The sequence below is a fragment of the Novosphingobium mississippiense genome (genome assembly GCF_044029535.1).
Taxonomy (GTDB): Bacteria; Pseudomonadota; Alphaproteobacteria; order Sphingomonadales; family Sphingomonadaceae; genus Novosphingobium.
In genome coordinates this window covers 2,776,534-2,790,213 of sequence record NZ_CP147001.1, presented here as the reverse complement: position 1 = coordinate 2,790,213, position 13,680 = coordinate 2,776,534, and the positions used below count along the sequence as shown (strand labels likewise).

The 13,680-nt window shown below is 68.5% G+C and carries 12 protein-coding genes and 2 riboswitches; of the genes, 9 read left to right on the top strand and 3 right to left on the bottom strand.

Annotation, left to right across the window (positions count from 1 at the left end):
- Positions 1-26 precede the first annotated feature (26 nt).
- Together WBP06_RS13180 and WBP06_RS13175 are read right to left on the bottom strand one after the other, a co-directional pair.
- On the bottom strand, positions 27-1,343 hold the full coding sequence (locus WBP06_RS13180) for a cobyrinate a,c-diamide synthase (protein WP_395328490.1): 1,317 nt from the start codon (positions 1,341-1,343) through the stop codon (positions 27-29).
- Entirely contained in the window at positions 1,340-1,957 is a 618-nt protein-coding gene (locus WBP06_RS13175) for a hypothetical protein (protein WP_395328488.1), read from the bottom strand. The genes WBP06_RS13180 and WBP06_RS13175 overlap by 4 nt, the downstream gene beginning before the upstream one ends.
- Before the next feature lie 197 nt (positions 1,958-2,154).
- A riboswitch (cobalamin riboswitch) is annotated at positions 2,155-2,380 on the bottom strand.
- Between the two features lie 59 nt (positions 2,381-2,439).
- A riboswitch (cobalamin riboswitch) is annotated at positions 2,440-2,649 on the top strand.
- Positions 2,650-2,836: 187 nt separating this feature from the next.
- Between WBP06_RS13175 and WBP06_RS13170 the strand changes: the two genes are divergently transcribed.
- From WBP06_RS13170 to cobU, 9 genes are read left to right on the top strand one after another with little or no spacing between them, the layout of a single operon-like run.
- Positions 2,837-4,780, top strand: a complete 1,944-nt coding sequence (locus WBP06_RS13170) for a TonB-dependent receptor plug domain-containing protein (RefSeq protein ID WP_395328486.1) — start codon at positions 2,837-2,839, stop codon at positions 4,778-4,780.
- Entirely contained in the window at positions 4,780-5,187 is a 408-nt protein-coding gene (locus WBP06_RS13165) for a DUF1636 domain-containing protein (protein ID WP_395328484.1), read from the top strand. Before WBP06_RS13170 ends, WBP06_RS13165 begins: the two co-directional genes overlap by 1 nt.
- The gene (gene cobT / locus WBP06_RS13160; protein WP_395328482.1) at positions 5,184-6,206 is read left to right on the top strand and encodes a nicotinate-nucleotide--dimethylbenzimidazole phosphoribosyltransferase; all 1,023 of its coding nucleotides are present in this window, start codon (positions 5,184-5,186) and stop codon (positions 6,204-6,206) included. Before WBP06_RS13165 ends, cobT begins: the two co-directional genes overlap by 4 nt.
- Entirely contained in the window at positions 6,203-6,787 is a 585-nt protein-coding gene (locus tag WBP06_RS13155) for a histidine phosphatase family protein (protein ID WP_395328479.1), read from the top strand. Before cobT ends, WBP06_RS13155 begins: the two co-directional genes overlap by 4 nt.
- A gap of 33 nt (positions 6,788-6,820) precedes the next feature.
- Positions 6,821-7,549: an adenosylcobinamide-GDP ribazoletransferase gene (cobS, locus tag WBP06_RS13150; protein WP_395334152.1), complete on the top strand. Its 729-nt coding sequence runs from the start codon at positions 6,821-6,823 to the stop codon at positions 7,547-7,549.
- A complete protein-coding gene (locus WBP06_RS13145; RefSeq protein ID WP_395328476.1) occupies positions 7,546-8,529 on the top strand; it encodes a threonine-phosphate decarboxylase in 984 nt (327 codons plus the stop codon). The genes cobS and WBP06_RS13145 overlap by 4 nt, the downstream gene beginning before the upstream one ends.
- Positions 8,522-9,475, top strand: coding sequence for an adenosylcobinamide-phosphate synthase CbiB (gene cbiB / locus WBP06_RS13140; RefSeq protein WP_395328474.1), 954 nt, complete (start codon positions 8,522-8,524; stop codon positions 9,473-9,475). The genes WBP06_RS13145 and cbiB overlap by 8 nt, the downstream gene beginning before the upstream one ends.
- Entirely contained in the window at positions 9,463-10,917 is a 1,455-nt protein-coding gene (locus tag WBP06_RS13135) for a cobyric acid synthase (RefSeq protein ID WP_395328471.1), read from the top strand. The genes cbiB and WBP06_RS13135 overlap by 13 nt, the downstream gene beginning before the upstream one ends.
- Complete coding sequence (cobU, locus tag WBP06_RS13130; protein WP_395328467.1) at positions 10,914-11,420, top strand: bifunctional adenosylcobinamide kinase/adenosylcobinamide-phosphate guanylyltransferase; 507 nt, start codon at positions 10,914-10,916, stop codon at positions 11,418-11,420. Before WBP06_RS13135 ends, cobU begins: the two co-directional genes overlap by 4 nt.
- A 100-nt stretch (positions 11,421-11,520) precedes the next feature.
- Here cobU and WBP06_RS13125 read toward each other — a convergent pair whose 3' ends face one another.
- Entirely contained in the window at positions 11,521-13,410 is a 1,890-nt protein-coding gene (locus tag WBP06_RS13125) for a methyl-accepting chemotaxis protein (RefSeq protein ID WP_395328464.1), read from the bottom strand.
- Positions 13,411-13,680 lie beyond the last annotated feature (270 nt).

Genomic DNA, 13,680 nt, shown 5'->3' with positions numbered 1-13,680 from the left:
GCTTAGTGCCTTTGCACGCGGCGGAGTCAACCGGACTTTACGGGTGCTTCCAGTGCAGTAGCGCCGAATAGCGCCGCGACGAGCCGGGGCGCGGACGCGAAGTAGAGGTGCATGTAGCTGGCCGTCAGGGCGCCGTGGCGGAACACCCGCTCTCCGGGGCGGCCATCGGGCGTGCTGGCGCGGGCGATCGGCTCCAGCGCGGTATCGAGCGTGGAGTAGTGGAAGGTGTGCCCCCGCACCCGCTGTCCGTCGATCTCCGCCTGCTGCATTCCCAGCGCGGCAAGGCGGGGCTGCATCGTCGCCCGGGCGGGCAGCAGGCCCAGCAATGGCGCACGGCCTTGGCCATCCTTGCCGTCGTCCAGCGTCTCGCAGGCGTAGAGCATTCCCCCGCACTCCGCCAGCATCGGCCGGCCGGCGGCATGGTGCGCGCGGATCGCGGCCAGCATCGATGCGTTCGCGGCCAGGCGATGCCTATGCAGTTCCGGATAGCCACCGGGCAGCCAGAGCGCGTCGCATTCCGGCAGTTCGGAATCGTCCAGCGGAGAGAAGAATGCGATCCGCGCGCCGGCGCTTGCCAGAACGGCCAGATTGGCGGGGTAGATGAAGGAGAAGGCCGCATCGCGGGCGACGGCGATGGTACGGCCCGCCAGCGCGGCTGAGGGGGTTTCGACGGCGCAAGGCGGGAAATCCACGGCAGCCGGCAGCCATAGCGCGCTTTCGGGCAGGAGGTCGGCGGCCCGATCGAGACGCTGGGCAAGGTCGCCCACTTCGCCGGCCTGCACGAGCCCCAGATGCCGCTCCGGCAGTGTAATCCCGCCATCCCGCGCCATTGCGCCCAGCCAGCGTATGCCGGGCGGTACGCTGCCTTCCAGCAGTTCGGCATGGCGGGCGCTGCCCACGCGGTTGGCCAGCACGGCCGCCAGCGTCACATCGGGACGATAGCTGGCCAGTCCGTGGACCAGCGCACCGAAAGTCTGCGCCATCGAGGATCCGTCGACCACCGCCAGCACCGGCAGGCCGAACCGGCGGGCAAGGTCCGCTGCGGAAGGATCGCCGTCGAACAGGCCCATCACCCCTTCGATCAGGATCAGGTCGGCCTCTTGCGCCGCCTCGTGCAGCAGGGCGCGGCATTGCGCTTCGCCCACCATGAAGAGGTCCAACTGATGCACCGGGGCGCCGCTGGCGGCTTCCAGCACCATGGGGTCCAGAAAGTCCGGCCCGCACTTGAACAGGCGCACGCGCCGCCCTTCGCGGGCATGGCGCCGGGCGAGGGCGGCGGTGACCAGCGTCTTGCCCTGGCCCGACGCGGGCGCGGCGATCAACAGCGCGGGACAGGCAGTCATCGATGGGGCCGAATGCGCAGGTGGGGACGCGCGGTTACCACGAGTGCCCAGAGTGCCGCGGCAACGCCGGACCACAGCAGCGTGGCCAGCAGGACGCCGGGGAAATAGCGGGCGATGCGTGGCAGGAAGCCGGCCAGCGTCGGATCGGGATAGCGGCCGCCGAGCAAATAGAATCCCCCGCTCGTCAGCAGATTCGCTGCGAAACTTGCCGCTATCAGCAGCGCGACGATCGCGGGGAGGGCGGAGAGGCGATCGCCCCAGCGGGCGGCGGCGAAACGGCCGGCCAGCCAGAGCAAACCGTGTGCGGGCAGCAGCATCCAGTAGGCCGGCGTGAAGCAGAAGCCCGAACCGCCCAGCACCTGGATCACCACCACGTCAATCGCGAAACCGAGCATGAACAGCGCGGCGAAGGCGACCATGCGGCGCACGAAGAAGCCCAGCACGAAGAAGCTGGCAAGGTCGGTATCGGGCAAGTGGACCAGGTGGCTGAGCGAATGGCTGCGCGTTGCCAGCATCAGCACGGCCAGCGCGGCGAATATGCAAAGGGGCAGCCGGTTGGAGGCGGGGCTATCTGAAGCGGGGCGGGCGAAAGCAGGTTTGGCGGCAGTGTTCATGACGGTTGTCTCCCGGCGAGCTGGAAGGGAAGGCGCGTGCGCGACAGGTGTCGGGGGCGATATCGCCCCGGCGAGGATCAGCGGATCGGTGTCATTGCGTACGGGCTCCCTTCGAAACGACATGCGGCTTGTCGTCTCGCCAAGGCGGATCCCGCGATGGAACCCCGCCTCGTCCGCCCGGTGCATCCCGCCCGCGCGAAGGATCGACGGCGAAGGGCCGGTTTCCTGACTTGCCGGATCGTCGCGCCTGTCCGCCGCCTTCTCGAAAGCCTGGAAGCATGAACGCTCGCGGCCCCAATGGCATCTGGCGGGGCGCATCCCCGGCTACAGTTGCGGGAGCAGTGCCGGCCTGCCGCGAGGGTTTCCCGCGGGCCCGGGCTTCCCGATTAAGCCCTTTCGGGCACCCCTTGCGCCGTCCCGCCTATGGCACTTTGCGCAGGGGCGCAAGCTTCGCACACTTGCCAGCCGGCTTGCCGCACGATAGTTGCCGCGCCGCGACAGGTTCCCCGCAAGGGGATCAAAAGGGAACACGGGTGCAAGACCCGGGCTGCCCCTGCAACTGTAAGCGGCGAGCCGTTCGGCCATTTCGCCATTGGGAGCCAGGCCAGTGAAAACGGCGCAATTCCCGAGAAGGCGGCTGAACCGGCACCGACCCGCAAGCCAGGAGACCTGCCCGTCGCGGTCGTTCTTCGTCCGGACAGGGTGTGCCGGGTGAACGGGGGTGTTTCCTCGCGCGACGACAGCCACCGCTCCGCCGGCCACCGGCCTGGGTGGAGGACGCCGCCCGTCGTCCGGCCCCTTTGCCGGAGCGCTTTGCGCCTGTCCTTCGTCCAGATGCCGAACCGCCGGGGCTTCGACGACTGTTTCGAAGGAAATACGATGAAGTACCGCATTCTCGCCGCCGCCAGCCCGCTTGCACTGGCGCTTGTCCCCGCCACCGGCCATGCTGCGGAAGCTGCCGATGCCGCTGCCGAGGGCACCGCCGACGGTATCGTCGTTACCGCGCTGCGCACGCCCGTGGATGCCGATCGCGTGGCGGAAACGATCACGGTTCTGGACGATCAGCAGATCGTGGCCGCGCAGCCGATCGCGGTGACCGATGTGCTGCTGCGCACCCCCGGCATCAGCCTTTCGCGCAACGGTGGTTACGGCACCACCACGTCGCTGCGCATTCGCGGCGCCGATGCGGGGCAGTCGGTCATGGTGATCGACGGCATGCGCCTGGCTGACGCATCCTCGACCGCGGGCGGCTACGGCTATTCCACCCTGTTCACCGACGATATCGACCGGATCGAGATCCTGCGCGGCCCGCAGTCGATCCTGTGGGGCAGCGATGCCATCGGCGGCGTCGTCAACGTCACCACCCGCAAGCCGACCGAGCCGCTGGAAGGCAGCTTCGCGGTGGAGGCCGGCACGCATGACACCGTGTCTGCCCGCGCCGGGCTTGGCGGCACATCGGACATGATCGACTGGCGCGTTTCCGCCTCCCGCTTCACCACTGACGGGATTTCCGCGTGGGATCAGGGTACCGAGGCGGACGGCTTCACGCGGTCTTCCGCCAGCGGCACGGCGACCGTTCGCCTGGCGCCCGGCGTCTCGCTGGACCTCAGGGGCTATTGGTCGAATTCGCGCAACGATTTCGACGGATACAACGCGGATTCGCTGGAATTCGGCCGCACCAAGGAATGGTCGGGCTATGCCGGCCTGAACTTCGCGCTGCTGGACGGCAAGCTGGTCAACCGCGTGGCGGTGACGCAGACCGAGACCGACCGCGCCAATTACGACCCGACGCGCGACGTTCGCCAGATCACGTTCGACGCGCACGGCCGCGTACGCCGTTTCGAGTATCAGGGCACCTATAGCTTCTCCGAGGCGGTGCAGGCCGTGTTCGGGGCCGAGCGGGAGGAGCAGCGCATGACCACGGTCTCGCCCGATGACAGCACCGCGCTCTACACCGCCACGCCCAACAAGGTGAGCACCAACAGCGTCTATGGCGAACTGCGCGTCAGCCCGGTGACCGGCCTGACCGTCAATGGCGGCGCGCGGTACGATCACCAGTCGCGCTTCGGCGGCAACACGGTGTTCAGCGCCGGTGCGGCCTACACCCCGAACGAGGGCAAGACCGTGCTGCGCGCCAGCTATGACGAAGGGTACAAGGCGCCTTCGCTCTATCAACTGTTCAGCGATTACGGGGTGTCCGATCTCAAGCCGGAAAAGGCCAAGGGCTGGGAAGTGGGCGCCGAACAGAGCCTGGGCGAACTGCTTCACGTTTCCGCCACTTGGTTCCAGCGCGATACCCGCAACCTGATCGACTTTTCCTACTGCCCGTTCACCGGCGCGCTGCCCGACATCTGCTATATCCCCGGCACCGATACCACGCGCTTCGGCTACTACGCCAATGTCCGCAAGGCCCATGCGCAGGGCCTGGAACTGGCAGCATCGGCCAAGTGGAACGTGCTGTTCCTGGACGGCAACTACAGCCTGATCGAAGCGGAAGACCGCACGCCGGACAGCAGCACCTATGGTCGTCAGCTGCAGCGCGTGCCGCGTCACCTCGCCAATATCGAGGGCGGCGTGGAACTGCCGCAGGGCATCCGCGCCAGCCTGGCCGCACGCTATTCGGGTGAGAGCTACAACGCTGCCACCGGCACCGCGAAGCTGGACGATTACTGGTTGCTGGATTTGCGCGCGCAGTGGCAGGTCACGCCCGGGCTGATGCTGCAGGGCCGGATCGAGAACCTGACCGACAAGGACTATGAAACCGTCGCCGGCTATGGCCAGCTTGGCCGCACCGTCTACTTCGGCATCCGGAGCCAGTTCTGATGCTGCGCGCCGTCGCGCCGGGGCCGTCGGTGGTCGTCTGCAATACCTGCCGGCTCTCGGCAGAAGCGCGTGAGGATGACGGCGGCCGGCGCGGCGGCGCGTTGCTGGCGGAGGCGATGCGCGCGGTGCAGGCTGCCGATCCAAGCCTGCAGGGCGTGGCCGTTCAGGAAACGGCCTGCCTGTTCGCCTGCCAGCGCCATTGCACCGTGCACATCCGCGCGCCGGGCAAAGTGGGCTATGTGCTGGGTGACTTCACGCCCGGCGAGGAGGCAGCGCGCGCCGTTCTGGAATATGCGTCGCGCCATGCGGAAAGCGAGGAAGGGCAGGTGCCCTATCGCCAGTGGCCCGATGGCGTGAAGGGGCATTTCATCACGCGCACGCCGCCTGAAGGATTCATCTGCACATGACGATGTTCGCCGATCGCGCCGCCTTTGCCGCCGCGCTTGCCCAGCTCCGCGCGCCCGATGGCGCCGCATTGAAGGCGGCCGCGCAACGGCAGGCGGAACTGACCAAGCCTGCCGGTTCGCTAGGCCGGCTGGAAGAGATCGCGGTGTTCATGGCCGGCTGGCAGGGGCAGGAAAAGCCGCGCGCCGAACGCATCGGCGCGGTGGTCTTCGCCGGCAACCACGGCGTTGCCGCGCGCGGCGTCAGTGCCTTTCCGCCCGAAGTGACGCACCAGATGGTCGCCAACTTTCGTGCTGGCGGAGCGGCCATCAATGCCCTGACGCAGGCCTGCGGGGCCGAGCTGTCCGTCGTTCCCATCGATCTTGACCGGCCGACCGGCGACATCACCGGCGAACCGGCGATGAGCGAGGCCGAATGCCTGGATGCGCTGAACATCGGCGCGGCATCGGTGAAGCCCGATCTGGACCTGCTGTTCGTGGGCGAGATGGGCATCGGCAACACCACGCCTGCCGCCGCGCTTTGCGCGCAGGTCTTCGGCGGGGCCGCCCGCGATTGGACCGGGCGCGGCACCGGGCTCGACGACGAAGGCGTCGCCCGCAAGGCCGATGCCGTGGCGGCGGCGCTGGCGCTGCATGGGGTGGCCTGCACCGATGCCTTCGAAACCTTGCGCCGGCTTGGCGGGCGCGAGATCGCGGCGATGGCCGGTGCCGTACTGGCAGCGCGGCATCACGGCATTCCCGTGCTGCTCGACGGGTTCATCTGTTGCGCCGCGCTTGCACCGTTGTTCGCGGACAATGCCGCGCTGCTGGACCATTGCATCGCGGCACATTGCTCGACGGAGGCGGGGCATGTGCGTCTGCTGGAAAAGTTCGGCCTAGATCCGCTTCTCCACCTCGACATGCGCCTGGGTGAAGGATCGGGCGCGGCAGTGGCGGCACAGATCGTGCGCTCCGCGCTGGCGGCCCATGCCGGCATGGCGACTTTCGCGGAGGCCGCGGTCGCCGGGAAAGACGCCGCGTGAACGGCATCCTCCTGCACCTGATGCGGCACGGTGCGCCTACCGAGCCGGGCCTGCTGCTGGGCCATCGCGACGATGCACCGCTGCCCGCCGGCACGGCCCGCTGCGTGGCGCGCGCGGAAAAGCTGGAATTCGCGCAAGTCTTCAGTTCCGACTTGTCCCGTGCACGCATTCCCGCGCGCCAGATCGCGGCCCTGCGCAAGCAGACGCATCGGGCCGATCGGCGGTGGCGCGAACTGGATTTCGGCGCGTGGGACGGGCTTGCCCCCGATGCGCTCGATCCCGAAGTGCAGGCGCGGTTCTGGAACGATCCCGATGCCTGCGCCCCGCCGGGGGGTGAGCGATGGTCGCAACTGCGCGCCCGCGTATCGGATGCGCTGCTGGGAATTCAGCGATCGAGCTTGGTCATCACCCACGGCGGCACGATGCGGGCGGCGCTTTCGGTGCTGTTCGGCTTCGACCACCGGCAGGTATGGGCGTTCGAACTGGGCTACGGCGCGCTGCTGAGCCTCCGCCTCTGGCCGGAGACGGGCGGGCGGCTGCCATCCGCGCAGATCGTGGCGCTGGATAAGGATCACGGATGAAGCGGGATCACGGATGAAGCAGGATTACGGATGATCAGGCAAATCGCCCTTGCCCTTCAGTTCATGACGCGTCTGCCACTGCCGGCGGTACGCGCGGATGAGGACGATTTTGCCAAATCGATCCGCTGGTTTCCGCTGACCGGGCTGGTGGTGGGCGCGGCGGTGGCCGGGCCATGGTGGCTGGGGGCAAGGGCCGGTGCCGACTGGCCCGCTGCCAACTGGCCGGCTGCACTCGTGGGCGTGCTGGGTTGGGTGGGCATGACCGGCGCGCTCCATCTCGATGGACTGGGCGACATCGCCGACGCATCAGGGGCCGCGCACAAGGATCGCGCCCGGCTTTCCGCCGTATTGGCCGATCCGCATATCGGCAGCTTCGGCGTTGTCGCCATCGTGCTTCAGATTCTGTCGAAGCTGGTGCTGCTGCATGCGCTGGCGCCGGCGCAAGTCTGGGCATTGCTGCTGGTGCCGGTGCTGGCGCGGATCGGGCCGTTGGCCTGGACGCTGGCGCTGCCGCCGCTGCACGAAGGGCTGGGCAGCCGCTTTCGCCGCGCGGTCACCTGGCCGCAGGTCGCGGGCTGGAGCGTGCTGGCCGCTGCCGCCGGGTTGCTGGTGGCCCCGCCGCTGCTGGTGTTGTTCCTGGCCGTGCCGATCTGGGCCGGTTGGCTGGGCAGCCGGATCGGCGGCATTTCCGGCGACGGACACGGTGCGGGGATCGAACTGGTCGAAACTGCGCTGCTGGCTGCGCTGGTGGCGCTGTCGTGATCGCGCGGTTCCTCCACCATGGCGGCCGGGTGGATGAGGCGGCCCGGCTTTTCGGTGGAGCGCCTGCGGAATGGCTGGACCTGTCGACCGGGCTGAACCCGCGCCCATGGCCGATCCCGCAAGGCCTGACGCCGGACTGGCATGCTTTGCCCGATCCGGAGGCGCTTGTCCGGCTGGAGGCGGCGGCAGCGCGGCATTTCGGCGTCGACCCGGCACTGTGCTGCGCGGTTCCTGGCAGCGAGACGGCACTGCGCCTGCTGGCGCGGACCCTGAACCTGCCCGGCCGCGCGCTGGTGCCCTGTTATCGCAGCCATGTGGAGGCCTTCGCGTATTCCCGGCCGGTCGAATTCGACGGGGCGCCGGGGGCGGGCGAAGTTGTCGTAATGGCCAACCCTAACAACCCCGATGGAATCCTGCGCGCGCCCGTCCGCGTGCTGGACTGGGCCAACCGGATCGCGGGGCAGGACGGTTGGCTGATCGTGGACGAGGCTTTCGCCGATTGCCATGACGGCGCCAGCGTGGCCCCCGCCGTCCATGCGGAGGGGCGCCTGATCGTGCTGCGTTCGTTCGGCAAGTTCTTCGGGCTTGCCGGGCTGCGGCTGGGCTTCGTGCTGGCGCCGCCGCAGATCCTGGCCCCGCTGCGCAACGCCATGGGAAGCTGGCCGATCCATGCGGCCGGACTCGCGATCGGCGCGGCGGCCTATGCCGATATCGGCTGGATCGCTTCGACACGCAGCGATTTGCCGGTCCGCGCGGCGGCCTTGGATGCGGTGCTGCGCCGGCATGGCCTGGAACCGCAAGGGGCGTGCCCGCTGTTCCGCCTTGTTACCGACTGCGCGGCGGAGGACGTCTTCGAACGCCTTGCCCGGCGCTCCATCCTGGTGCGGCCTTTCGCATCGTTTCCCGGCTGGCTGCGTTTCGGCGTTCCCGCCGACGAGCGGGCGCTGGCGCGGCTGGACGCTGCGCTGGGCGATGGCTGAGCCGATCGCCTTCGCGGCGCTGGCGCTGGACGCGGCGTTCGGCTGGCCATCGCCGCTCTATGCGCGGATCGGGCATCCGGTCGGCCTGTTTGCCCGGATCATCACCGCCAGCGAGCGCGCGCTGAACCGGCCACAATGGCCGTCTGCGTTGCGGCGCGGTGCGGGGCTTGCCGCCATGCTGCTGCTGATCGCGGGCGTCGTGGGGGCGGGCCTGTCGATCGCCATGGTGGTTCGTGCCTGGGCAGGGGCTTTGGCGTGGATCGTGCTGGCGGTCATGGCCTGGCCTGCGCTGGCCGCGCGCAGTCTGGACGATCACGTCCGCCCGGTGCTGGCGGCGCTTGAGGCCGGGGATCTTGCTGGCGGACGCCGCGCGGTGGGCATGATCGTCGGGCGCGAGACGGCCGACCTTGATGAAGGCGGCGTCGCGCGCGCCGCCATCGAAAGCCTTGCCGAAAGCTTCTGCGACGGCGTTGCCGCGCCGCTGTTCTGGCTGCTGGTCGGCGGATTGCCGGGCACCTGGGCCTACAAGGCGATCAACACTGCCGACAGCCTGATCGGCCACCCCGAAGAACCGCTGCGCGCCTATGGCTGGGCGGCGGCGCGGATCGACGATCTGGCGAACCTGATCCCGGCGCGCCTTTCGGGCGTGGTGCTGTGCCTGGCCGCTGGGCGCGGCTGGCGGGTGATGGCGCGCGATCACGGCCGTCACGCCTCGCCCAATGCCGGCTGGCCCGAAGCGGCCATGGCAGGCGGGCTGGGCGTGCGACTGGCGGGTCCGGTGGTCTACGACGGCGAACTTGCGGACAAGCCGTGGATCGGGGAGGAGGGCCGCCAGGCCGGCGCGGCGGACCTACGGCGGGCTTTGACGATCTATCGGCGCGCCTGGGCCTTGCTGGGCCTTTTTGCGGCCGGAATGGCATTGTTGGGAGTATCATGGCTGGCTTGATGTTGCAGGGAACCGGCTCGGACGTGGGCAAGTCCGTGGTGGTGGCGGGGCTGTGCCGGGCGCTGGCCAACCGGGGGCTGCGGGTGCTGCCGTTCAAGCCGCAGAACATGTCCAACAACGCGGCGGTGACGCCGGAAGGCGGCGAGATCGGCCGCGCGCAGGCGCTTCAGGCGTTGGCGGCGCGTGCTGCCCTGCATGTCGACATGAACCCGGTGCTGCTGAAGCCGCAGGCCGATCGCACCTCGCAACTCGTGGTCCACGGGCAGGTGCGCGGCACTTTGGGAAGCGCCAATTTCCGCGAGGCGCGCCGCACTCTGTTGTCCGAAGTCATGGCCAGCTATCGCCGGCTGGAGGCGCGCTGCGACCTTGTGGTGGTGGAAGGCGCGGGCTCCCCGGCGGAGATCAACTTGCGCGCCGGCGACATCGCCAACATGGGCTTCGCGCGCACGGCGGACGTGCCCGTGGTGCTGATCGGCGATATCGACCGGGGCGGGGTGATCGCCTCGCTCGTCGGCACCCGCGCGGTGATCGATGCGGAGGATGCCGCGCAGATCCGGGGGTTCCTGATCAACAAGTTTCGCGGCGATCCGGCGCTGTTCGCCGATGGCTATGCCGCGATCGAACAGCGTTCGGGCTGGCGCGGTTATGGCGTGCTGCCGTGGCAAAGCGCGGTCGGCCGCCTGCCCAGTGAGGACGCGGTCGTGCTGGAACGCGGGCTGGGCGGCACGTCGGGCAAGCTGCTGATCGCCTGCCCGATCCTGCCGCGCATCGCCAATTTCGACGATCTCGACCCGCTGCGGCGGGAGTCCGGCGTGGAGGTGGCGATGATCCCGCCGGGCACGCCGATCCCGGCAGAAGCCGCGCTGATCGTGCTGCCCGGTTCCAAGGCAACCATGGCCGATCTGGCTTTCATGCGGGCCGAGGGGTGGGACATCGACGTGCAGGCGCATCACCGGCGCGGCGGCATGATCCTGGGGATCTGCGGGGGCTATCAGATGCTGGGCAAGTCGATCGCCGACCCCCTGGGGATCGAAGGCGCGCCGGGCGAAATGGCGGGGCTGGGCCTGCTGGACGTGACGACCGTGCTGGGCCCCACCAAGGCACTGCGTGAGGTTTCGGGCACGGCTTTCGGCGTGAACCTGACGGGTTACGAGATGCACCTAGGCGTCACTGAACGGGACACGAGCGTCCCATTCGCCATGTTGGGGGGCGATCGGCCGGACGGCGCGATCGATCCGACCGGACGCGTGATCGGAACCTATTGCCACGGCCTGCTCGCCTCCACCGATCTGCGTGCCGAACTGCTCGCCCGCCTTGGCGTCGCCAGCGATCGGCGCGACCATCATGCCGAAGTCGATGCCGCGCTGGATGAACTTGCCGCCGCGATGGAGGAGCATCTTGACATCGACGGCCTCATTGCCCTGACGGAGTATCGCCGATGAGCAGCACTTTCATTCTGGGCGGTGCCCGTTCGGGCAAGAGCCGCCATGGGCAAGCCTTGATCGAGGCGCAGCCGGGCCGTCTGGCCTATATCGCCACCGGCGAGGCGCTGGATGACGAGATGGAGGCGCGGATCGCCCGCCATCGGGAGGAGCGCGGCCCGCGCTGGTCCACCATCGAGGCGCCGTACGATCTGGTCGGCGCCATTGCCCGCGCGGCGGCGGAGGCCGATGCCGTGCTGGTCGATTGCCTGACGCTCTGGCTGTCCAACCTGATGCTGGCCGATGTGCCGCTGCCTCCGCAGTTCGAGGCACTGTGTCATGCGATTGCCGATTGTCCGGTGCCGCTGGCGCTGGTGGCCAACGAAGTGGGCCTGGGGCTCGTTCCCGAAACCCGGCTGGGCCGCGCCTTTCGCGATGAGGCGGGGCGGCTGAACCAGCAGGTTGCGGCGGTGGCGGAAAGCGTGGTCTTCGTGGCCGCCGGGCTGCCGCTGCGCCTGAAGTAGCGCAAAAAAAAGGGGCCGCCTGCGGATAGGCGACCCCTTCAGGTCCGAACCCGGCCCGGCCCCGCTTGCGCGAGGGCGAATCGGGTTCCGGGTTAGTTCGTCAGAAATCCATCCAGTCGTCGTCCTGGCCGGTTGCCAGCGCGATGGTGCGCGCCGGTGCCGGCTTGGGCGCAAGCTGACTGGTGGTGATCGCGGCGGGCACCGTGCGCGGCGCCGGTGCGGGTGCCGGAGAGGGCGCCGGACGTGCCGAGTAGGAACGCACTTCGTTGCCCACGCGGAACATCGCGGCGCGGTCCGACAGGGCGGTCACTTCGCTGTTGAGATTGCGCGCGGCGGCGGAGGTTTCCTCCACCATCGCCGCGTTCTGCTGCGTCGCCTGATCCATCGTGCCGATCGCCGCGCTGATCTGCGTGATCGTGGAGGACTGCGCCTGGTTGTCGGTGGCGATGTCGCTCAGCAGCGTGTGCACTTCGGTCACGTCGCCCGAGATGTTCTGCAGGGCGCCGTCGACGCGCTGCACGGCCTGCACGGCAGTGCCGATATCGGCCTGCGTTGCGGTCAGCTGTTCGCGGGCACGCTTGGCTTCCTCTTCCGAGCGCATGGCCAGCGCCGAGACGAGATCGGCCACGACCGCGAAGCCGCGACCGGCATCGCCGGCGCGACCGGCTTCGACGGCGGCGTTCATGGCCAGAACGCGGGTCTGGAAGGCGATCTTGTCGAGCCCTTCGATCACCGAGTCGATGCCCTTGGCGCTTTCGCTGACGCGGCCCATCGCCTGGACGGCCTCGTCGGCGATCGAGCGGCCGGATTCCACCACGCCCATCGCGCCGTCCGCGCGCTGCACGGTGCGGCCGGCGGCAGTGGCGGTAACGCGCAGGCGTTCGTCCATCTGGGTGATCGCGGCGGAGGTTTCCTCAAGGCTGGCCGCATTGCTTTCGGTGCGGCGGGCAAGGTCTTCCGAAGCCTGGGCGATTTCGCTCGAACCCGTGCGGATGGCATGGGCGCTTTCGGTGACCGCGCCGATCAGATCGCGCAGCGCGCCGACGGCCAGGTTGAAGTTGTTCTTCAGCTCGGCATAGGCGGGCGGGAACTCGGTGGTGATCGACTGGGTCAGATCGCCTTCGCTGATCGCCTGCAGGCTGGAGCGCAGCGTGGTGGTGACCACTTCCTGCTCCTTGGCGTGCTGGGCGTCGATCTGGGCGCGGGCTTCGGCAGCGACGCGGAACTGTTCGACGGCTTCGGCGATCTCGCCGATTTCATCGCCGCGTTCGCGATAGGGCACTTCGGCCCTGCCGCCTTCGGCCAGAACGGTGGTCACTTCGGCGATGCGGCCCATCGGCACCGCGACCGAGCGGTTGATCGCCAGCCACACCAGCACGATGGTGATGATGCCCAGGCTGGCAAGGCCGACGGCCAGCGTGATCGCGGTATCGGCGGTGGCTTCGCCTTCGGCGGCCTTCTGCGCGGTGCGCTGGCGCATCAGGTCGATCAGCTTCTGGGCCTGCGCGATCGTGTCGTGCGAGGCGGCCTTGCCCTCCTTCTTGATCGCGGCCATCGCTCCGGGGAAATCGCCCTTGGTGCGCAAGTCGAAGACGTGATCGTTGACGCGGGCCAGGTCCTGCGCCTGCCGGCGCATCTCGGAAATTTCCGGATTCAGCGAATCGTCGGCCACCGCGTCGAAATCGTCGATCGACTTGAGCAGCGTCTCGTTCCCGGCCTTCAGGCGGTCGCGCAGCTTGCCCGCATCTTCGGCATCGGCAGCGTTGTAGTAGCTGTAGACGATGATGCGCAGTTCCTTGACGTTGCTGATCACGTCGGCCAGCGCCGACATGCCGGCGACGCCGCGCTGAACGTGGGTCTGCGCGATCGCGTTCAGTTCGCGGGTCGAAAGAAATCCATTGAGCCCGACAGCGCCCAGCATGATGCCGAGCAGGGCAAAGGCGGCCAGCAGCTTTTTAGGCAACTGCCAATTATTGAGTGAATCAAGCATCTTAGGTCCAATTCCGGCTTGAAAGGGGGCGGTCTGCCATCGGCGCGCCACAATTATTATAGGATGGCCGTACTCACGGCCGCCGTTAGTGCGCATTTGTGTGCGTGTTCGGCGCTGGCGAGCGCCACGGGCGCCGCCCCTTTGGATTCCGTTCGGAAATGCCTTCGCGGCCCTTTCATGCGCCGCCTGGGCCAAACGGGATCTCCCAAACGAAAAAGAGGCCAGGGTGGTGAACCACCCTGGCCTCCATGACGTTTCGGCCTTCTGCTT